The sequence below is a fragment of the Phocaeicola plebeius genome (assembly GCF_003437535.1).
Classification (GTDB): Bacteria; Bacteroidota; Bacteroidia; order Bacteroidales; family Bacteroidaceae; genus Phocaeicola; species Phocaeicola plebeius_A.
In genome coordinates this window covers 22,698-44,284 of the sequence record NZ_QSQT01000024.1, presented here as the reverse complement: position 1 = coordinate 44,284, position 21,587 = coordinate 22,698, and the positions used below count along the sequence as shown (strand labels likewise).

The window sequence follows — 21,587 nt, the reverse complement described above, 5'->3', positions numbered from 1 at the left end:
TTTTATATAACCTTTTTTTCTTATAAATTTGCAGCCTAAATTTGGGAGGTTACTTCCTGAATGATTAGAAATTAGATAAAAACTACATAATTATGAGTAAGAAGTTTACTGAATATTCTCAGCTCAACTTGTCAGAAATAAACAAGGAGGTGCTGAAAAAATGGGATGAAAACGATGTGTTCTCTAAAAGTATGACAGAACGTGAGGGATATCCTTCTTTCGTGTTCTACGAAGGTCCTCCCTCGGCTAACGGTATGCCGGGTATTCACCACGTGATGGCACGTACAATTAAGGATACATTCTGTCGTTTCAAGACCATGAAAGGTTTCCAGGTGAAGCGTAAAGCTGGATGGGACACACACGGACTTCCGGTGGAACTGGGAGTGGAAAAGGCACTTGGAATTACCAAAGAGGATATCGGTAAAACGATTTCGGTGGCAGATTATAACAAGCATTGCCGCACGGATGTCATGAAGTTCACTAAAGAATGGACTGACCTTACCCATAAGATGGGTTACTGGGTAGACTTGGAAAACCCGTACATTACCTACGATAACCGTTACATTGAAACTTTGTGGTGGCTGTTGCAGCAGCTTTACAAGAAAGGTTTGCTGTACAAGGGATATACCATCCAGCCGTATTCTCCGGCAGCAGGTACAGGCTTGAGTTCGCATGAGTTGAACCAGCCGGGATGTTACCGCGATGTGAAAGACCTTACCGTGGTAGGTCAGTTCAAGATGAAGAATCCGAAGCCGGAAATGGCAGAGTGGGGTACACCTTATTTCATTGCATGGACTACTACTCCGTGGACATTGCCTTCAAATACGGCACTTTGTGTGGGCCCGAAGATTGACTACGTAGCTGTTCAGACTTATAATGCCTATAATGGAGAAAAGATGACGGTGGTACTTGCCAAACCTTTGCTCTATACGCATTTCAATAAAAAGGCAGAAGATATTGCACTGGAAGACTACAAGCCGGGTGACAAGTTGATTCCGTTCAAAGTGGTAGGCGAGTACAAGGGTACTGATCTGGTTGGTATGGAATACGAGCAGCTTATCCCATGGGTGAAACCAGTGGAAGCTGCAGAAGACGGTTCCTGGAAAGAAGCTTCGGCTAAAGCATTCCGTGTAATCCCGGGTGATTATGTTACTACAGAAGACGGTACGGGTATCGTACACATTGCACCGACATTTGGTGCGGACGATGCGAACGTGGCTCGTGCAGCAGGTATTCCTTCTTTGTTTATGATTAACAAGAAAGGCGAGACTCGTCCGATGGTTGATTTGACCGGTAAGTTCTACCTGATGGAGGAACTGGATGAGGCTTTCGTAAAGGAATGTGTCGATGTAGAAAAATATAAGGAATATGAAGGCCGTTGGGTGAAGAACGCATACGACCCTCAGTTCACTGTAGACGGAAAATACGATGAAAAGGCTGCACAGGCTGCTGAATCGCTCGACGTATATATCTGCATGATGCTGAAACAGCAGGGACTGGCATTCAAGACTGAAAAGCACGTGCACAACTATCCGCACTGCTGGCGTACCGACAAACCGGTGTTGTACTATCCGCTGGATAGCTGGTTTATCCGCTCTACTGCTTGCAAGGACCGTATGATTGAGTTGAACAAGACCATCAATTGGAAACCTGAATCAACTGGTTCCGGACGTTTCGGCAAGTGGCTGGAAAACTTGAATGACTGGAACTTGAGCCGTTCGCGCTACTGGGGTACTCCGTTGCCTATCTGGAGAAGTGAGGATGGCGAAGAAATCTGCATCGGTTCAGTAGAAGAGCTGTACAACGAGATTGAAAAATCTGTTGCTGCTGGCTTCATGACTGAAAATCCGTATAAGAAATTAGGATTCCAGCCAGGTGTTTATAACAAGGAAAATTACGATAAGATTGACTTGCACCGTCCGTATGTAGACGACATCATCCTGGTATCTGCTTCAGGCAAACCGATGAAGCGTGAATCAGATTTGATTGACGTATGGTTTGACTCAGGTGCCATGCCGTATGCACAGTTGCACTATCCGTTCGAAAACAAGGAACTGGTAGATTCACGTAGCTACTATCCGGCCGACTTCATTGCGGAAGGTGTGGACCAGACTCGTGGATGGTTCTTTACATTGCATGCCATTGCTACAATGGTGTTCGACAGTGTGGCTTACAAGAACGTGATTTCAAACGGTCTGGTACTTGATAAGAACGGAAACAAGATGTCTAAGCGTCTGGGTAATGCCGTAGATCCGTTCGGTGCAATCGAGAAGTTTGGTTCTGATCCGTTGCGTTGGTACATGATTACCAATTCTTCTCCATGGGACAACCTGAAGTTCGATACTGACGGAGTGGATGAAGTACGTCGTAAGTTCTTTGGAACATTGTATAATACTTACTCATTCTTTGCACTATATGCCAATGTAGATGGCTTTACATACGCTGAAGAAGATGTGCCGATGAACGAGCGTCCGGAAATTGACCGTTGGATTCTTTCACTGTTGAATTCATTGATTAAGAATGTGGATGCTTGCTTTGCCGATTACGAACCGACAAAGGCTGGCCGTCTGATTACAGACTTTGTAAACGATAACTTGAGTAACTGGTACGTGCGCCTGAACCGTAAACGTTTCTGGGGTAGTGCCATGTCAACTGATAAGTTGTCTGCTTACCAGACCTTGTACACTTGCTTGGAAACGGTAGCTAAGCTGATGGCACCGATTGCTCCGTTCTATGCAGACCGTCTGTACATGGATTTGATTGCAGTGACCGGACGTGACCAGGTAGTATCTGTTCACCTTGCCAAGTTCCCGGTAGCCGATGAAAACCTGATTAATGCAGAACTGGAAGCTCGTATGCAGATGGCACAGGATGTGACTTCTATGGTATTGGCTTTGCGTCGTAAGGTCAACATCAAGGTTCGTCAGCCGCTGCAGTGTATCATGATTCCGGTGGTAGATGAAGCGCAAAAGCAGCATATCGAAGCTGTGAAAGATCTGATCATGAACGAGGTGAACGTGAAAGAAATCAAGTTCGTGGATGGTGCGGCAGGCGTACTGGTGAAGAAAGTAAAATGTGACTTCAAGAAACTGGGCCCGAAATTCGGAAAACAGATGAAAGCGGTGGCTGCAGCTGTGGCAGGTATGTCGCAGGAAGCTATTGCTGAACTGGAAAAGAACGGAAGTTACACCTTCCAGCTTGACGGAACAGATGCGGTGGTAGAAGCTGCCGACGTAGAAATCTTCAGTGAAGACATTCCGGGATGGCTGGTAGCCAACGAAGGTAAGTTGACTGTAGCGCTTGAAGTGACTGTAACCGATGAACTGAAGCGTGAAGGTATTGCTCGCGAACTGGTGAACCGTATTCAGAATATCCGTAAGAGCAGCGGTTTTGAAATTACTGACAAGATTGCTATCGTGCTGTCAAAAAATTCAAATACCGATGACGCGATAAATGAATATAATACTTATATTTGCAACCAGGTGCTAGCTAACTCACTGACATTGGCTGATGAAGTGGTTGACGGTACTGAACTTAACTTTGATGACTTCTCGTTGTATGTAAATGTAACGAAGCTGTAATATGAACTCATCCACCCGGCTTTAGTCGGGTGGATACTATTATTAACTTAAAACTTAAGCACTATGGCTGAAAAAACAAGGTATTCTGACGCAGAACTTGAGGAATTCCGCGCCATTATCATGGAGAAACTTCAGCTCGCGGAACGCGACTATGAGAAACTGAAAAGTAGTATAATGAACACAGATGGTAACGATACTGACGATACATCTCCCACATATAAAGTGTTGGAAGAAGGTGCCAATACCTTATCGAAAGAAGAAACTACTCGTCTGGCTGCCCGTCAGCTGAAGTTCATTCAAAACTTGCGTGCGGCGCTTGTCCGTATTGAAAACAAAACTTACGGCATCTGTCGCGAAACAGGTAAATTGATTCCCGCTGAGCGCCTTCGTGCTGTTCCTCATGCTACATTGAGTATCGAGGCCAAGCAGCAGGGAAAGAAGTAACGAAATGAATTTTTAATTGAAGATTGGGAATTGAAAATTGAGAAACGGGACTTTTCAAAGTGATCCATTTTCAATTTTCAGTTCTCAATTTTTTTGAATCCAATTTGCAAATTGAAGAAGATGAAAAAATTTTTCACTCAGGGACGTCTGGTTACTCTTGTGGTGGCAGGAGTGCTGATTATCGACCAGCTTATCAAGATTGCGGTGAAGACGAACATGTATTTGCATGAGAATATTCATGTGACCGACTGGTTTTATATCTATTTTACGGAAAACAACGGTATGGCTTTTGGCCTGGAGATTTTTGCCAAACTGTTCCTGACGCTTTTCCGTATCGTGGCTGCCATATTGATTACGGTCTATCTGGTGAAACTGGTGAAACGGACGGACAAGGTGAAGAATGGTTACCTGGTTTGTCTTTCCTTGATTCTGGCCGGCGCAGTGGGTAACATCATCGACTGTGTGTTCTATGGAGAGATATTCAGCGAGAGTACGCATTCGCAGATCGCTTCGTGGGTTCCACTGGGGCAGGGATATTCCGACTGGTTACATGGCAAGGTGGTCGATATGTTCTACTTCCCGATTATCGATACCTACTGGCCTGACTGGATGCCTTTTGTAGGAGGTGATCACTTTATTTTCTTCAGCCCTATTTTTAACTTTGCCGATGCGGCTATCAGTTGCGGCATCATTGCCTTGCTTATTTTTTATTCGCATTACCTGAATACGGAAACACATGCGAATTCTTCCCATAAAGAAGCCAAGAAATGAAACGAATATCGCTTATAGGAGTGTCCATGCTGGCGCTGTGCGGCATGTGGAGCTGTGGCAAGAAAGTGCCGGAGGAAATTATTCAGCCGCAAGCCATGGAGAACCTGCTTTATGATTACCATCTGGCAACTACGATGAGTGCGGATTTGCCTTACGATGAGAATTACAAGAAACAGGCTTACCTGGCATACGTATTCCAGAAGCATGGAGTAACAGAGGCGGAGTTTGATTCGTCTATGGTATGGTATTCACGTCACAGCGACGAGATGAATACGATTTATCAGAATCTGCAGAAGCGCATGGAAACTACTGCCGAGCTGCTGAAAAAACAGACAGTACGCAGCAGCGGAGAGGTGGCGGTTTCATTGTCGGGTGATACGGTAGACCTCTGGCAGGACCGTACCATTTATTGGCTGACCTCTTCTACACTCACTAATAAGCTGACTTTCGATTTGAAGGCTGATACATCGTTCCACGAGAGGGACAAGATGGTACTGGAAGCAAATTTCTCTTTCCTGCCTAAAGGTAAGCATGAAGGTAAGGTAGTGATGGCCATGAACCTGGTATTTGATAACGACAGTACGCAGGGAATCAGTCGGGTGGTGGAGGCTTCGGGTATACAGCGCCTGATGCTTCGTCCGGATTCTGCATTTAAGTACAAGAGTGTGAGCGGATTCATGTATTACGCCGGAAAAGAACATTCATCGGCCTTAATCAGCGATATACGTCTGATGCGTTATCGCATGCATGAAGAGAATTTGCAGAAGCAGATTGATTCTGTAGCCGTAAAAGCTGATACACTTGCGCAGAACGATACCCTTCGTAGGGTAAAACGGCAGGAAATTACCAAACGCTGATACTTATGCAGTATTATGCATCTCATTATCTCTGGCATGCGGGGCAGGACAAACTGTTCCGCATGCAGCGTATAGGGTTGGAAGTGTCTGGTCGTACGTGGGTGTCGATGGAGCCTTTAGAAGAAGAGGTCCGGAATACCCAGTGGCTGGGCGGACTGATTGTTCTGGCAGCTTCTGATTCGGAATTAAGAAAAGGCGAAACATTTCAGGAGTTTCGTGCGCGGACAGTTTCTGCGGTGACAGGAGACCAGCCGCTTTATGCTTTCCATGTGCCGTTTTTTGATTTGCAGAAGATGGAATTTACCGAACGAAGCCGTCTGGTGCGTTTATGACGGACGGCGGCGGAATTCCGCACACACGATGGCAGTGGCCACTGCTACGTTCAATGATTCACTGGTATCCTTTCCTTGCGGGTAGTTAGGAATCAGCAGTTTTTGAGAAACGAGTGCTTCAATTTCTTTGCACACTCCGTTCCCTTCATTCCCCATTATGATAACCCCTTGTGCCGATAATTCCTGCGAATAGATGTTTTTCCCGTCCAGGAAAGTACCAAATACCGGTACGTTTCTTTCTGTCTGCACACGAATGAATTCTTTCAAATCGCAGTAATGCAGCTTGACGCGTGCCAAAGCTCCCATTGTTGCCTGTACGGTTTTCGGGTTAAAGGCGTCGGCAGTACCCTGTGAACAGAAAATATCCTCTATGCCAAACCAGTCGGCAATACGGATGATGGTGCCTAAGTTACCCGGGTCTTGCACGTCATCCAGTGCCAGACAGAGTGAATGGCCGGGTAATGAATCATCATAAGTATAAGAAGGTAGTTCGAATACAGCCAGCACTTCTTGCGGGGTTTTCAGCAGACTGGCACGTGCCAGTTCCTCCGCACTTACCTCAATGGTTTCCTGAGCGAGCAGAAGCGGATGAGCCTCCAGCCACTGGGCCGTAGCAATTAACAGTTTGCATGAAAAGTGTCCCAGCAGGTCGTTGACCAGTTTGTTACCTTCGGCCAAGAAAGCTTTTTCTGCTTTCCGGTATTTTTTCATCTCCAATGACCGGATATATTTGATTCTGTTTTTGCTCAGCATAGTGTGACGGGGATTTTTAATTATATTTTAAGAACAAAGCTAAGAAGATATTTTTAATATTGCCTATCTTTGCATATAAAATTTTGCATATAGTTTCAGTTTGTATGAAGATAATCCCCCGTATCTATATCGGCCTGCTTGTCCTGCTGCTTTTTCTGAGCGGATGTTCGGTCAGTAAATTCATTCCTGAGGGGCATTATCTTCTGGATAACGTAAAAGTAGAATCAGATAACAAGGAAATCAAGCCTTCGCAGATGAATATGTATCTTCGCCAGACACCCAATGCCAAGTGGTTCAGTCTGGTGAAACTCCCTATGTATATTTACGGAGCAGCTGGAAAGGATTCTACAAAGTGGATTAACCGTTTCTTGTACCGCATGGGAGACGCTCCCCGTATTTATGACCCGAACCTGGCGGAAGAAACCCGCTTGCAGATAGAACAGGCGGTGCGCAACATGGGATACATGAGCGGTCAGGTGAGTATGTACACTCAGGTGAAGGGGAAAAAAATCAAGGTCGGTTATCAGATTCATTCCGGTGAGCCTTACCTGATTTCGCATGTGGCATACGATATTGCCGACTACCAGATACATGATTACCTGATGGCTGATTCAGCCCGTTCTTATCTGAAGGCCGGTTCTCGTCTTGACGTAAACAAACTTGATCAAGAACGTGACCGCATTACACAGTATCTTCAGAACCGGGGCTATTATCGTTTCAACAAAGATTTTATTACGTATCAGGTCGATACCATGCGTAACTCGCGCAATGTCGACTTGATTATGCAACTCCATCCTTATCAGCGAAAGAAGGAAGACCCTCCTTCACAGCATCGTCAGTATTATATTCGCAACGTCGATTTTATGTTCGATGTGGACTTTGCAGAGCTGACTTCCGAGAGTTTGAAAGGTGTGGATTCTCTTCGCTCGGGTGGAGTGAATTTTTTCTATAAGGATAAGTTGTTCTTGCGTCCGCAGGTAATCAGTGATTATAATTATTTGCAATCCGGAAAACTGTATCGTAACCGCGATGTGCAGAATACTTATTCTGCTTTGGGACGATTGAACATCCTGAAATATTCCAACATCCGTTTCCGTGAAGAATTGGAGGCTGATTCGGCTTATCTGGATGCGTACGTCATGCTTACCCGAAACAAGAACAAGTCGCTTTCTTTTGAAATTGAAGGTACCAACTCGGCGGGCGACTTGGGTGCTGCGGCTTCCGTAGCTTATTCTCACCGGAACTTGTTCAAGGGTTCTGAAACCTTTACCATTAAGCTACGTGGGGCATACGAAGCGGTTACAGGTTTGGAAGGATATGCCAACAGCAACTACCTGGAGTATGGGGTGGAAACCAGTTTGAGCTTCCCGGAATTTATGTTCCCTTTCCTCTCGTCTGATTTCCGTCGTCGTAGCCGTGCTACTTCTGAGGTAACGGTAAAATACAACTGGCAGATTCGTCCGGAGTTTGAGCGTACTGTGGCTTCTGCGGCCTGGAGTTACCGTTGGGGAAAGCGTGGAGCGACCCATCGTTTTGATGTGTTCGACTTGAATTATATTTACATGCCCTATCGTTCGGAAACTTTTCGTGAATACCTAGACTATATGGACGAAAGGAATCCATTACTGCGTTATAGCTATGAAGACTTGTTTATTGTGCGTCTGGGCTATACTTATACTTATAATAGTTCGGGTGCTACTACATTGAAGACATCGCAACGCAATTCTTATTCTATCCGTTTCAATATTGAAGAGTCGGGCAACTTGTTGTATTTGTTTTCACGGATGATTAATGGTAGTCCGAAGAACGGGGAGGCATATCAGATGGCCAATATCAGTTTTGCGCAGTATGTAAAGACGGATTTCGATTATGCCAAGAATTTCATGATTGACGACCGTAATGCCTTGGTGTTCCATGTGGGGGTAGGGGTGGCCGTTCCGTACGGAAATTCCAAGAGCCTTCCATTTGAAAAACTCTATTTCTCCGGAGGTGCCAACAGTGTGCGCGGATGGAGTGTCCGTTCGTTGGGACCGGGGGGGTACCGTGGCGACAGCAACAGTCTGGATTATGTAAACCATACCGGTGACATCAAGCTCGACCTGAATCTGGAGTATCGTACCCATTTGTTTTGGAAACTGAACGGTGCGGCATTTGTGGATGCCGGAAATGTGTGGACCATCCGAAATCGGGAAATGCAGCCCGAAGGACTTTTCAAGTTCAACCGTTTCTATAAACAGCTGGCCGTGGCCTACGGATTAGGATTGCGTTTCGACCTGGACTTCCTGATTATCCGTTTCGACGGAGGTATGAAGGCTATCAATCCGATGTACACCAGACGCGACCGTTATCCGATTATCTCTCCTGATTTCAAGCGCGACTTCGCGTTTCATTTTGCAGTAGGTTATCCCTTTTAATATCATCTATTATATGGACAAGAATGTATATACCATTGAAGAAGTAGACGAGCTGAAAGCCTGGGCAGAGCAGGCCGAATTTCCGGCAGAGATGCAACTGGACAAGGCTGTCTATATACCCGATGTCAAAGAAACCGTGCACCGGTTAATCATGCAGGCCTACGTGTGTCATGAGAATCCGCGTCTGCAGGGATGTCTGCGCCTGCTGGAGCGTATCAAGGCAAGGGTAGAAGAAGAGAAAAGAAGCTAGATGCGGCTAAAAATGCCGGCTTTCTTTCATATTTGCAAAAAAAATACGAAATTTGCACAGCAACAATAAAGATTAATTCATACACCTTTATAAAAATAACAATTATGACAAAAAGTGCATTACAAATCGCAAGAGCTGCTTACCAGCCGAAATTGCCGAAAGCGTTGACTGGTGCTGTAGTAGCTAAGGAAGGCGAACCGACTCAGTCTGTAGCCGATCAGGAAGAAATCAAGAAGCTGTTCCCGAACACATACGGTATGCCGTTGATTCAGTTTGTGGAAGGTGAAGCTAAAGAATTTGCTCCGATGAACGTCGGCGTAATCTTGTCTGGTGGACAGGCTCCTGGTGGCCACAACGTAATCTCAGGTTTGTTCGACGGTATCAAGAAACTGAACCCGGCTAACAAATTGTACGGTTTTATCCTGGGTCCTGGCGGTTTGGTTGACCACAACTATATGGAACTGACAGCTGATATCATCGATGAATACCGTAACACTGGTGGTTTCGATATTATCGGTTCAGGACGTACCAAACTGGAAAAAGAAGAACAGTTCGAAAAAGGATATGAAATCTTGAAAGAACTGGGTATCAAGGCGCTGGTAATTATCGGTGGAGACGATTCTAACACAAACGCTTGTGTATTGGCTGAATACTATGCTGCTAAGAACTATGGCGTGCAGGTAATCGGTTGCCCGAAGACTATCGACGGTGACTTGAAGAACGACATGATTGAAACTTCATTCGGTTTCGATACTGCCTGCAAGACTTACTCAGAAGTTATCGGTAACATCGAACGCGATTGTAACTCAGCTCGTAAATACTGGCACTTCATCAAGTTGATGGGACGTTCAGCTTCTCACATCGCACTGGAATGTGCTTTGCAAACTCAGCCGAACATCTGTATCATCTCAGAAGAAGTAGAAGCTAAGAACATGTCTTTGGATGACATTGTTACTTATATCGCTCAGGTAGTTGCTGACCGTGCTGCTGCTGGTAACAACTTCGGTACCGTATTGATTCCGGAAGGTTTGATTGAATTTATCCCTGCTATGAAGCGTCTGATTGCTGAATTGAACGACTTCCTGGCTGCTAACGGTGAAGAATTCAACAGCATCAAGCGTTCTAAACAGCGTGATTATATTATCAGCAAGTTGTCTCCTGAAAATGCTGCTATCTATGCTTCTTTGCCGGAAGGCGTAGCTCGTCAGTTGTCGCTTGACCGTGACCCGCACGGAAACGTACAGGTTTCTTTGATTGAAACTGAAAAGCTGCTGTCTGAAATGGTAGCTACTAAGCTGGCTGCATGGAAAGAAGAAGGCAAGTTCGTAGGTAAGTTTGCTGCTCAGCACCACTTCTTCGGTTACGAAGGACGTTGCGCTGCTCCTTCTAACTTCGATGCTGACTACTGCTACTCATTGGGTTACACTGCATCTATGTTGATTGCTAACGGTAAGACTGGTTACATGTCTTCTGTACGTAACACTACAGCTCCTGCTGCAGAATGGATTGCAGGTGGTGTGCCTATCACTATGATGATGAACATGGAACGTCGTCACGGTGAAATGAAACCGGTTATCCAGAAAGCACTGGTGAAACTGGATGGTGCTCCGTTCAAGGCATTTGCTGCCGTACGTGACACTTGGGCTAAGGAAACTGCTTACGTTTATCCGGGTCCTATCCAGTACTTCGGTCCTACAGAAGTTTGCGACCAGCCGACTAAGACTCTGCAGTACGAACAGGCAAAATAATTTGATTCCTGAATTCCCGGAAGGGAACTTTCTATAGGAAAATTAATTTAGCGAAGAATCAGGCCGACCGAAAGAGGGCCGGATTCTTCGCTATTTGTTGAAACAAGCTCAACCGGTTCTGCCGGTACATCTGTTGAAATTCTCTATAAACTTTTAGTTAAGATGACAAAGAAATCACCCATTCTCGCGGTGAACGAGCCCGTGAAAAAAACTACCCGCAAGCGTCCTGCGACCCGAAAAGCGACAGGCAGTAAGAAGACCGCTTCCGGAAGAACGTCGGGCAGGACTTCCAAAGGGAAGAAGACCATCCGTCGGTGGCAGATGCCTTCGTGGTGTTATTACCTGCTGCTCGGTTTCATTGGAGCCTGTTTTGTCATCTGTTTTTATTATTTCTTTATTCGTCCGTACGCCTACCGCTGGAAACCCTGCTATGGCATGAAAGCATACGGGGTATGTCTGCCATACGGATTTGAAGTGCACGGTTTCGATGTGTCCCACCATCAGGGACAGATAGACTGGAGTGAACTGCAGAAAACCCAGACAGCCCCTTTTCCTGTACGTTTCGTATTTATGAAAGCTTCCGAGGGAGGTGATTTCAGCGATACAGCCTTTATCCATAATTTCGATGAGGCCCGCAAGCACGGATTTATCCGCGGAGCCTATCATTTTTACAATCCCAAGACAGACGCTTCCCGTCAGGCCGATTTCTTTATCCGCTCCGTGAAACTGGAATCGGGCGATTTGCCTCCGGTGCTCGACATCGAGGTGAGGGGAGAAGATGAGAAAAAGCTTCGCCGCGACTTGAAAGTCTGGTTGGATAAAATCGAAGATTATTATCGGGTAAAACCGATTCTCTATACCTCTTATAAATTTAAGACCCGTTACCTGAACGATTCCGTTTTCAACTCATATCCGTATTGGATAGCCCATTATTATGCCGACTCGGTGGAATACAAAGGGCAGTGGCGTTTCTGGCAGCATACCGATGTGGGACGTTTGCCGGGCATCCGTGAGGATGTAGATTTGAATGTGTTCAACGGCACGCTGGATGAGTTGAAGCGCATGACGATACCCTGATTCGAAAGAATTCATATCATATACAGACAAACAAAAACCCTCCGCAGGTATCCTTTTGAGGAAATCCCTGCGGAGGGTTTGTTTTTATATAGAAGATAGGGAAACCCCGCTGACTTAGTTGCGGAACTTCAATGCATCTCCTTCGCGTTCTACGATGATCGGTTTTTCGCGGTTCACTTCTTGTGACAGAAGCTTCTTTGACAAATCGTTCAGCAAGTAGCGCTGGATGGCACGTTTTACCGGACGTGCACCGAATTCAGGATCGTAACCTGCAGTGGCCAGGAAGTCGACAGCTGCATCTGTCATCTGCAAAGTCACTCCATTGCCTTTCAGCATCTTCCGGATACCGTTGATTTGCAAGCGGACAATCTGTTCGATTTGCGGCTTGTTCAGCGGCTGGAACATGATGGTCTCGTCAATACGGTTCAGGAATTCCGGACGGATGGTCTTCTTCAGCATGTTCATCACCTCTTTCTTGGTCTCTTCTACAATCTGGTCATGGTTCTGGTCGTTAATCTTCTCGAACTGACTCTGAATGTAGGCACTGCCCAGGTTAGAAGTCATGATAATGATGGTGTTCTTGAAGTTCACCGTACGTCCCTTGTTGTCGGTCAGACGTCCGTCGTCCAATACCTGCAACAAAATGTTGAACACATCCGGATGAGCCTTTTCGATTTCATCGAACAGCACGACAGAATACGGTTTCCGGCGTACGGCTTCAGTAAGCTGACCACCTTCATCGTAACCTACGTATCCCGGAGGCGCACCAATCAGACGTGACACGGTATGCTTTTCCTGATACTCACTCATGTCGATACGCGTCATCAGCGATTCATCATCGAACAGGTATTCTGCCAGTGCCTTGGCCAGTTCGGTCTTACCTACACCCGTCGTACCCAAGAAGATGAATGAACCAATCGGACGTTTCGGGTCTTGCAGTCCGGCACGGCTACGGCGTACGGCATCAGCCACGGCTTCGATGGCTTCGTCCTGTCCGATAACCCGCTTGTGCAGCTCATCTTCCAGGTGAAGCAGCTTCTCTCTTTCGCTTTGCAGCATCTTGCTTACCGGTATGCCCGTCCAGCGAGAAACTACATCGGCGATGTCTTCAGCCGTTACCTCTTCCTTGATTAAAGCGCTGTCACCCTGCTTCTTCTTCAGATCTTCCTGGATAGACTTGATTTCGTTCTCCAGTGCCTGAAGCTTTCCGTAGCGGATTTCAGCTACACGTCCGTAATCACCTTCACGCTCTGCCTTGTCGGCTTCAAACTTCAGTTGTTCGATTTCCTTCTTGTTCTGCTGAATCTTGTTCACCAGTTCTTTCTCACTCTGCCATTTAGCCTTGTAAGAAGTCTCCTGTTCCTTCAGTTCTGCAATCTCCTTGTTCAGTTGAGCCAGTTTAGCCTCGTCCTTTTCACGCTTGATAGCCTCACGTTCAATTTCGAGCTGCTTCAGCCGACGTTCGATTTCATCCAGTTCTTCCGGAAGCGAATCACGCTCCATACGCAGTTTGGCAGCCGCTTCATCCATCAGGTCGATGGCCTTATCCGGCAAGAAACGGTCGGAAATGTAACGGTTGCTCAGTTCCACTGCCGCGATGATGGCTTCGTCTTTGATACGCACTTGATGGTGGTTCTCGTAGCGCTCCTTCAGTCCACGCAAGATGGAGATAGAGCTGGCCGTATCCGGTTCGTCTACCATGACTGTCTGAAAACGACGTTCCAATGCCTTATCCTTTTCGAAATACTTCTGGTATTCATCGAGGGTAGTGGCACCGATGCTCCGCAGTTCGCCACGGGCCAGGGCCGGTTTCAGAATGTTGGCGGCATCCATGGCACCTTCCCCTTTTCCGGCACCCACCAGCGTGTGGATTTCATCGATAAAGAGGATGATGTTTCCGTCGGACTTCGTCACTTCGTTGATAACCGATTTCAGACGTTCCTCAAATTCACCTTTGTATTTGGCACCTGCTACTAGCGCACCCATATCCAGTGAGAACAGCTGCTTGTTCTTCAAGTTTTCCGGCACATCTCCACGCAGGATTCGTTGTGCCAGTCCCTCTACGATAGCCGTCTTACCCGTACCCGGTTCACCAATCAGAATCGGATTGTTCTTCGTACGTCGGCTCAAAATCTGCAATACCCGTCGGATTTCCTCGTCACGGCCGATAACCGGGTCAAGTTTTCCGCTTCGTGCAGCTTCAATCAGGTTGATGGCATATTTGTTTAATGACTGATAGGTATCTTCACTCGACTGTGAGGTGACTTTCTGTCCCTGACGCAGTTCCTGAATGGCAGCCCGCAGTTCCTTGTCGGTAAGGCCTGCATCTTTCAGGATGGTGGCCACCGTACTTTTCACGTTCAGCAGTGCCAGCAACAAGGCTTCCAGTGACACATATTCATCACCCAGTTCCTTAGATACTTCCAAGGCTTTCTGCAACACCTCGTTGGCGCTTCGGCTCAGGTAAGCTTCCCCACCTGAAACTTTCGGCAGTGAGGCAATTTGTCTGTCGAGTACGGTTTCTATCTGCTGGCCGTTTATGCCGAGTTTCTGGAAAATGAAGTTCGTTACATTTTCGCCCACCTTCAGCAAACCTGCCATCAAATGTTCCGGCTCGATGGCCTGCTGTCCACGGCTCTGTACCAAATTTACCGCTTCCTGCACTGCCTCTTGCGATTTGATTGTAAAGTTGTTAAAGTTCATAAATGGTCTCCTTTCTCGTTATTAGTTGTGGTTTCTTATTATTTTCATTTCGTTTGTCGCAGCCCGTCCTGTATGCTTGCAGGCCTGCTTGCGACGCTTAGTTTAATTCAAATTCTTTGCCACAGCTTGTAAAGAATAAAAACCTGACGAATTGTCATTTTGTGATGCTTTTACACTGAAAAATCTGTCAGTTATGTGTCGCTTTTTGTCAGCCAGAAAAACGCAAGTGCGTTTTGGTTCAAACGCAAGTACATTTGACATGAAACGCAAGTGCGTTTTACCTTAAACGTACTTGCGTTTTCTTTTAAACGCAAAGGCGTTTTTTTGAGAGAAAAGAGGAAATTTGTAACTTATTAGAAATCAGCTTCTTTTACGATGTGTAGTTTTTCTCCAGTCACCGGATGTACGAACTCCAGCGCGGCGGCGTGCAGATACAGACGGTCAGACGGCTGGCCGTAGAGGTCGTCGCCTACCATCGGATGGTTCAGTCCCTCCGGATGGGCGGCATGTACACGGAGCTGATGGGTACGTCCCGTATGCGGATAGAATGTAACTCGTGTTCTTCCGTCTTTGCGTTCCAGTACCCGATAGGAAGTGACCGTCCGTTTACCATATTCCCGGCTTACCATCTGGCGCGGACGATCCATCGGGTTCGGACAGATGGGCAGGTCGATGATGCCCTCGTCAGTTTCCAGTTCTCCTTCCAACAGGGCTGTGTAACGCTTTTGGATAAGACGCGTTTCGAAAAGTGCCTGAAGTTCCTTGTGCACTTCCTTCGTTTTGGCCGCAAGCAGCAGGCCGGAAGTAGCCATGTCCAAGCGGTGCACGATAAGTGGACCGGTGGCCTTGGGATAAAGATTGTGCAATCGCTGTAGAATAGAGTCGAGGTCGTTCTTGCCCGGTACGGAGAGCATGCCTGCCGGTTTGTGTACCACCACCAGCCATTCGTCCTCGTAGAGAATCTCCAGTGCCGTCTGGCGGTGTACATCCTCCTCCAGCGGGTTCGGTTCCACGTCCAGTCCCACGAGCATGTGTTTCAGAATCGGTTCACATTTCCCTTTGCACGACGGATAGAAATGTCCTTCGCGGCGAATCTCGTCCTTGGGTGACATGCCCCACCAAAACTCGCCCATAGCCAATGGCTGGAGCTGATGCAGGTAAGCATACTGAAGTAATTTAGGGAGTGCGCATTCGCCTGCACCGGCCGGCGGTGTCTTTTGCGGAGTAGAGCGGAAAATCTCGCATAAATCTTTCACTTCCCCCCGTGCGTTGAGCATGCGGAACTGGGCGAACAGACGCATCTGGAGAGCCGCCGAACGGGTTTTCCGTTCGTGGCGCAAGGCCTGAATCTCCTGCTCGAATGCCTGAAAAGCCTCTCCGGCCGCCTGTACTTTCTCTTTCAGTTTCCGTTCCAACCGTTTGAACTCTGCTTTCTGAAACTGGCTTTCGCGTGACATTGCTTCTGCTTCTTCGGGTGAAACGCCTTCCTTCCGGCGTTGTTCACGGAGGGTTTTCGCTTCTTTCAGCTTCTGTTTTTCAGAAGCTAACGTGGTTTGTGCCTCTTCTTCCGCCTTCTTCCATTCCTCCCGTGCCGAGCGGTATGCTTCGTTAGTTTCCATGGCGGCAATCCGGTGGTTGATGCCGGAAATCTCCGCTTCCTCAATGCGGAAAAATCCGTCGGGTTGCAGGAGGTCATACACCGGAGGTACGAAAAACGCGTGGTGGTTGCTTCCAGCCAGGTTGCCCGAAAAAGCGGCCAGGTAGCCTAGCTTTCCTTCAGTGTCCTTTATCACCAGTACCCCGAACATTTTTCCCTGACGAAGTTCCTCCTGCCAGTCGTCCCGTGTGAGCAGGTACTGACGTACCTCGTCGGCCGCCAGTCGGGTGAGCGGGTGAGGAGTGTAGTGGAAAGGAAAGGTGAAGGCTTTCGGTAAGGCGATGCCATCAGTCGGGGTATGGAAGGAATGTATCATGGTGAAATATTGAGTTCGTTTTTATTGTGGGGGCAAAGGTACGAATAAAATGGCTTCTATAGAAATGAAGGTATATATATCCTATATGATGTATCTTATTACGGTTTTTGTACAATGGATAGAAGAAAAATGTATTTTTGTAAATGCTACAGTGTACATGAACTTTCACAGAGTTATTAATCTGAGTCACAATTTCCATATTTCCTGTGATGAAACGACCTAAAATCCTATGAAAACAAAAAAGAAAACCATTCTTCGCCTGCTCATCGCTCTGGTAGTGGTGATAGGTGTGGTGTATGCTTCGTTGCCCTACTACGCCCGTCAGGCACTCATTCACTGGATGCCTGTCATCGACGACCTGGAAACCTTTCACCGGCACACGGTACACCATAATCCCGATGACGTGTGGCACTGGCCCCTTTCTACTGATTATAACCGCTTCCAACTGACAGAAAAAGATGCGCACTATTTGGACAGCCTGCGCACCGTGTCCTTTCTCGTCATCCGTCGTGACAGCATCGTCTTCGAAAGTTACCGTGACGGGTGGAATGATACACTGACCTCAAATATCTATTCTGCTACAAAGACCATTGTGGGACTGCTGGCAGGTATTGCCCTTGACGAAGGAAAGATTCATAGTCTGGACGACCCCGTATCACGCTACATACCTGCCTATACAAAAGGAATGCAGGCTGACGTCACCCTGCGCCATTTGCTGACCATGAGTGGCGGCATGGCGTGGGATGAGGCGTATGCTTCACTCTTTTCTGTCACAACGCACGGTTATTATGGTAATGATCTTTACGACTTGGTGACGGGTCTGGAGGTAGTTGACCATCCCGGCGTGCAATATTCCTACCGTAGTGGTGAAACGCAATTGTTAGCTTTCGTTATTGAATCAGCCACTGGGCAAACACTAAGTGACTATGCCGAAGAGAAATTCTGGCGTCCGATGCAGGCCGAACGGGATGCCTATTGGTTGCTGGACAAAAAAGACGGTGACGAAAAAGCCTTCTGTTGCTTCCATACTACGGCCCGCGATGTAGCCCGTTTCGGAAGCCTCCTGTTGCATCGTGGCAATTGGCACGGCCGCCAGCTGGTATCCGAAGCCTATATGGACGAACTGATGCGTCCCGCTTCGTACCTGAAAGACCAGTGGGGCAAGGACTCACTCAGCTATTATGGTTTCCAAACGTGGGTGATGGATTATCACGGTATGCGTTGCCCTTACATGCGCGGTATGCTGGGGCAATACATCATCGCTATTCCCGATTTGGATGCCATTGTCGTGCGGCTGGGCCGTAAGCGTTGCGATGTATATAATCGTGAGATTACGACTGACATTACACGGTATATGGATATAGCTATGAAGATACTGGACGGAAAATGATGTGTGCTGTCGGTTATTGGTAACCGGTGCGTATGGCACTATGTGCGAATGTTTTTTCTATAGGGTTGTTATTAATCCATTCTTTGTTTTGCAGGGCTATTCTAGAGATTTTTCGTAAATCTGTATAAGGAATATAATTACTTGAAATTAAATGAGTTATAAGTGTTACCTTGATTTGGGGTAATGATTTGGCAACTGTTCATATTGCTGGGGTCTGCGTCACTTTACGTTTCGATAACTCTGTTTTACAAGAATAATACAATTTTCAATACTAAGCCAATATTACCAAATAAAATTTTGTACCTTTGTCGTATTCAGACAAAAATGGCATATATGAACCGAATAAAAGAGGTATTAGATGCTAAGGGTATTAGTCAAACAGAATTGGCAAACAGGCTTGGAAAGACTTTCAATATGGTCAATCTATATGCTACGAACAAAGTACAACCTCCCATTCCTGTTTTATATCAAATAGCAGACATTCTGAATATTGATGTTAGAGAATTATTAATACCCAACAAGATTAATAAATAGCTTAGTAAACAACAAAAAGAAGAAACGATGGCAAATAGTAATTTGAAGGAAGCGAAGGCAGCTAAAAACGATGAATTCTATACTCAATTCCACGACATTGAAGTGGAAATGAATGCATATCTTGAATATGACCTAAACGTGTTTAGGGGAAAGACTGTTTTATTACCTTGCGATGACCCCGAATGGAGTAACTTTACCCGTTATTTCGCCGCTAAGTTCGATGAACTTGGATTGAAAAAGTTGATTTCTACAAGCTATGCACCAGATGCAAAGAAAATGAGACTATTGTCTGAACCCACTTTGTTTGAAACAGATGCTCCACAATTTGACCCTTCAAAGGCTCAAACAAAGGGCAAGATATTCATTCTTGATAAAGACTTATCTGGTGATGGAAGAATAAACATTGATGATTTGCATTGGGAATATCTTAATGGAGATGGTGATTTCAGAAGCAAAGAAGTTTCCGAATTACGTGATGAAGCAGATATTATTATTACTAATCCTCCATTTTCTCTCTTTCGAGAATTTTTAGCTTGGATTGTTTCAGCTAATAAAAAGTTCATTATCATCGGAAATATGAATGCTGTAACATACAAAGAAACTTTCCCTTTAATTAAAGAAAATAAAATGTGGATGGGATATTCTATTCATAGTGGAGATAGGGAATTTGAAGTCCCCGATGAGTATCCTTTGAATGCGGCAGGATGGAGAATTGATGAGAATGGGAGAAAGTTTATTAGGGTAAAAGGCGTACGATGGTTTACTAACATAGACCATGGGCGGCGTCATGAACCGCTTCCTTTGATGACCATGGCGGACAATCTTCGTTTTTCAAAGCACAAAGAGATAAAAGGGAAAGTTTCTTATGATCATTATGATAATTACGATGCCATAGAAGTTCCTTTTACAGATGCCATTCCCTCAGATTATGATGGCGTTATGGGGGTTCCCATTTCCTTTTTGGACAAATATTGTCCGGAGCAATTTGAAATCTTAGGGATAACAAAGACATGGTTTGGAAGTGCTTCTAAAATTTATCCCGAACAAATCCAAGTTGACCGTCAAGGGAAAAAATGCAAAGTAACAAAGCTCAATGACGGGGCTGTATTGCATCATCCACAAATTCCTCAGAATGAGACTTATTATATAGTTGATGGGAAGTATTACACTCAAGTATATGCAAGAGTTCTTATCAGGCATATCGGATTATAATTTGCGAATGAGTAATCGAGCATATGTTGAGGTTAAGGAGCCATTATACCAGATAGCACCTCTCCGATTCAAATCTGCCCAATTAGGAGTGTCAGAGATGATATATTCTTTGGTTTTTAACCCCCATTCATTTCCTCTATCAGTTATCCCTAAGATTTCAAAGAACTTCATAGCTTAGTAATTCTCCTAATTAGCACACGTGCGTATGGTTTTTGAGGTATTCCATTTTCCATATAATAGAGCTGACCATCCCGCAGACTGGGATTTAGTTTCTTCAATTCACGAGGATACGGACGTAATCCAAGCTCTTTACCTGAATCACCTTGTGTCTGACCTAAGATTTCAACTTAAAAATAAAAAAACATATGAAGACAACATTACATACAGAATGGACAGTTGCAGATGTCTGCAAAGGTTTTACATACAATGAATTGGAAGGTAAGGGACTATTCGGGCTTGATGGGCGACTTACCATCCAGCCGGAATACCAGCGACATTACATCTACAATGACGGCAAGCGTGACGTAGCCGTCATTGAATCGCTGTTGAAAGGCTATCCCATTGGGTTGATATACTTCAACCGTACAAGTGACGGACGGTATGAGGTACTTGACGGACAGCAGCGCATCACTTCTTTCGGCAGGTTCATCACGGGAAAATTTGCCATAAAGGATGCCGATGGAAATGTGCAGTATTTTTTGAGTCTGCCCAAAGAATTACAGCAAAAGATAATGCAGTCCTCATTGCTTATTTATGAGTGTGAGGGCGAAGAAAAGGAAATAAAGGAATGGTTCAAGACCATCAACATTGTGGGCATACCACTTAACGAACAGGAATTGCGTAATGCTATTTATTCGGGCGAGTTCGTTACGGCGGCGAAGCGTGTGTTCAGTAATTCACAAAATGCAGAAGTTCAAAAATGGAGCCATTATGTAAAAGGGGATGTCAAACGTCAGGAATATTTAGCAGAGGCTCTAAAATGGGTATGTGTTAGCAAGGGAATAACTATAGATACCTATATGAGTCAGCATCGCCGCGATACATCCATAGGCGAATTGGAAAACTATTTCCGTTCCGTGATAGATTGGGTTTCCACTACATTCACTATGGTGGAACGGGATATGTGTGGTCTGGAATGGGGGCGGCTTTACGAAACTTACCATAAGACCCCTTACAGCATAAATCATGTAACGGAACGTGTGTTGGCCTTACAAGCAGATGAGAGCATCAAATGCCCACGCAATATCTATGAGTATATATTAGGAGGCGAACAAGATAAAAGTTTGCTTCAAATCCGTCTGTTTGAAGAATCAACGAAACGTGCGGCATATACTCGCCAAACTGAGGCAGCGAAAGAAAAAGGCATATCCAACTGTCCGCTATGTGCCATCGGTGACAATGCTAACAAGACACGGATTTACAAGCTTAACGAAATGGATGCCGACCATGTGACTGCATGGAGCAGAGGCGGTGCTACGTCTATTGAGAATTGCGAAATGTTGTGTAAGACGCATAACCGTTCAAAAGGTAACAAATAATGTGATATAT

Annotated in this window: 16 protein-coding genes; 13 read left to right on the top strand and 3 right to left on the bottom strand. The window is 45.8% G+C overall.

All coding sequences use genetic code 11. From position 1 onward, the window contains the following. Positions 1-92 precede the first annotated feature (92 nt). From ileS to DXD04_RS12370, 5 genes are all read left to right on the top strand, one after another. On the top strand, positions 93-3,581 hold the full coding sequence (gene ileS / locus DXD04_RS12390) for an isoleucine--tRNA ligase (RefSeq protein ID WP_117673583.1): 3,489 nt from the start codon (positions 93-95) through the stop codon (positions 3,579-3,581). Positions 3,582-3,644: 63 nt separating this feature from the next. Next, a complete protein-coding gene (locus DXD04_RS12385; protein ID WP_007561736.1) occupies positions 3,645-4,025 on the top strand; it encodes a TraR/DksA family transcriptional regulator in 381 nt (126 codons plus the stop codon). A gap of 120 nt (positions 4,026-4,145) precedes the next feature. Continuing rightward, complete coding sequence (locus tag DXD04_RS12380; RefSeq protein ID WP_022053741.1) at positions 4,146-4,796, top strand: lipoprotein signal peptidase; 651 nt, start codon at positions 4,146-4,148, stop codon at positions 4,794-4,796. Beyond that, positions 4,793-5,653: a DUF4296 domain-containing protein gene (locus tag DXD04_RS12375; RefSeq protein ID WP_117673582.1), complete on the top strand. Its 861-nt coding sequence runs from the start codon at positions 4,793-4,795 to the stop codon at positions 5,651-5,653. The genes DXD04_RS12380 and DXD04_RS12375 overlap by 4 nt, the downstream gene beginning before the upstream one ends. Positions 5,654-5,658: 5 nt before the next feature. Further along, positions 5,659-5,985: a hypothetical protein gene (locus DXD04_RS12370; RefSeq protein WP_117673581.1), complete on the top strand. Its 327-nt coding sequence runs from the start codon at positions 5,659-5,661 to the stop codon at positions 5,983-5,985. On the opposite strand, the gene DXD04_RS12365 is transcribed toward DXD04_RS12370, so the two are convergent. Beyond that, positions 5,980-6,738 carry a TrmH family RNA methyltransferase gene (locus DXD04_RS12365; RefSeq protein ID WP_117673580.1) on the bottom strand — a complete coding sequence of 253 codons (759 nt, stop codon included), beginning with the start codon at positions 6,736-6,738 and terminating at the stop codon, positions 5,980-5,982. The two genes, DXD04_RS12370 and DXD04_RS12365, sit on opposite strands and share 6 nt — an antisense overlap. Positions 6,739-6,842: 104 nt before the next feature. On the opposite strand from DXD04_RS12365, the gene tamL reads away from it, so the two are divergent. From tamL to DXD04_RS12345, 4 genes are all read left to right on the top strand, one after another. Then, a complete protein-coding gene (tamL, locus tag DXD04_RS12360; RefSeq protein WP_117673579.1) occupies positions 6,843-9,152 on the top strand; it encodes a translocation and assembly module lipoprotein TamL in 2,310 nt (769 codons plus the stop codon). Between the two features lie 13 nt (positions 9,153-9,165). Then, positions 9,166-9,402 (top strand): DUF6965 family protein, encoded by a 237-nt coding sequence (locus tag DXD04_RS12355; protein ID WP_022053736.1) that lies wholly within the window; start codon positions 9,166-9,168, stop codon positions 9,400-9,402. Positions 9,403-9,506: 104 nt separating this feature from the next. Continuing rightward, on the top strand, positions 9,507-11,150 hold the full coding sequence (locus tag DXD04_RS12350; RefSeq protein ID WP_117673578.1) for a diphosphate--fructose-6-phosphate 1-phosphotransferase: 1,644 nt from the start codon (positions 9,507-9,509) through the stop codon (positions 11,148-11,150). Between the two features lie 162 nt (positions 11,151-11,312). After that, entirely contained in the window at positions 11,313-12,227 is a 915-nt protein-coding gene (locus tag DXD04_RS12345; protein ID WP_117673577.1) for a glycoside hydrolase family 25 protein, read from the top strand. A gap of 114 nt (positions 12,228-12,341) precedes the next feature. Here the strand turns inward: DXD04_RS12345 and clpB are convergent, their stop codons facing one another. Both clpB and DXD04_RS12335 read right to left on the bottom strand, forming a co-directional pair. Next, positions 12,342-14,930, bottom strand: coding sequence for an ATP-dependent chaperone ClpB (gene clpB / locus DXD04_RS12340; RefSeq protein WP_117673576.1), 2,589 nt, complete (start codon positions 14,928-14,930; stop codon positions 12,342-12,344). A 353-nt stretch (positions 14,931-15,283) separates the two neighbouring features. Further along, entirely contained in the window at positions 15,284-16,903 is a 1,620-nt protein-coding gene (locus DXD04_RS12335; RefSeq protein WP_117673575.1) for an RluA family pseudouridine synthase, read from the bottom strand. Between the two features lie 229 nt (positions 16,904-17,132). Between DXD04_RS12335 and DXD04_RS12330 the strand changes: the two genes are divergently transcribed. The 4 genes from DXD04_RS12330 to DXD04_RS12310 all read left to right on the top strand — a co-directional run bounded on the left by DXD04_RS12330 (position 17,133) and on the right by DXD04_RS12310 (position 21,577). After that, entirely contained in the window at positions 17,133-18,293 is a 1,161-nt protein-coding gene (locus DXD04_RS12330; protein WP_117673574.1) for a serine hydrolase domain-containing protein, read from the top strand. Between the two features lie 333 nt (positions 18,294-18,626). Beyond that, positions 18,627-18,827: a helix-turn-helix domain-containing protein gene (locus DXD04_RS12325; protein ID WP_117673607.1), complete on the top strand. Its 201-nt coding sequence runs from the start codon at positions 18,627-18,629 to the stop codon at positions 18,825-18,827. 27 nt (positions 18,828-18,854) lie between these two features. Next, complete coding sequence (locus tag DXD04_RS12320) at positions 18,855-20,039, top strand: adenine-specific methyltransferase EcoRI family protein (protein WP_117673573.1); 1,185 nt, start codon at positions 18,855-18,857, stop codon at positions 20,037-20,039. Between the two features lie 365 nt (positions 20,040-20,404). Then, a complete protein-coding gene (locus DXD04_RS12310; RefSeq protein ID WP_117673571.1) occupies positions 20,405-21,577 on the top strand; it encodes an HNH endonuclease family protein in 1,173 nt (390 codons plus the stop codon). Positions 21,578-21,587 lie beyond the last annotated feature (10 nt).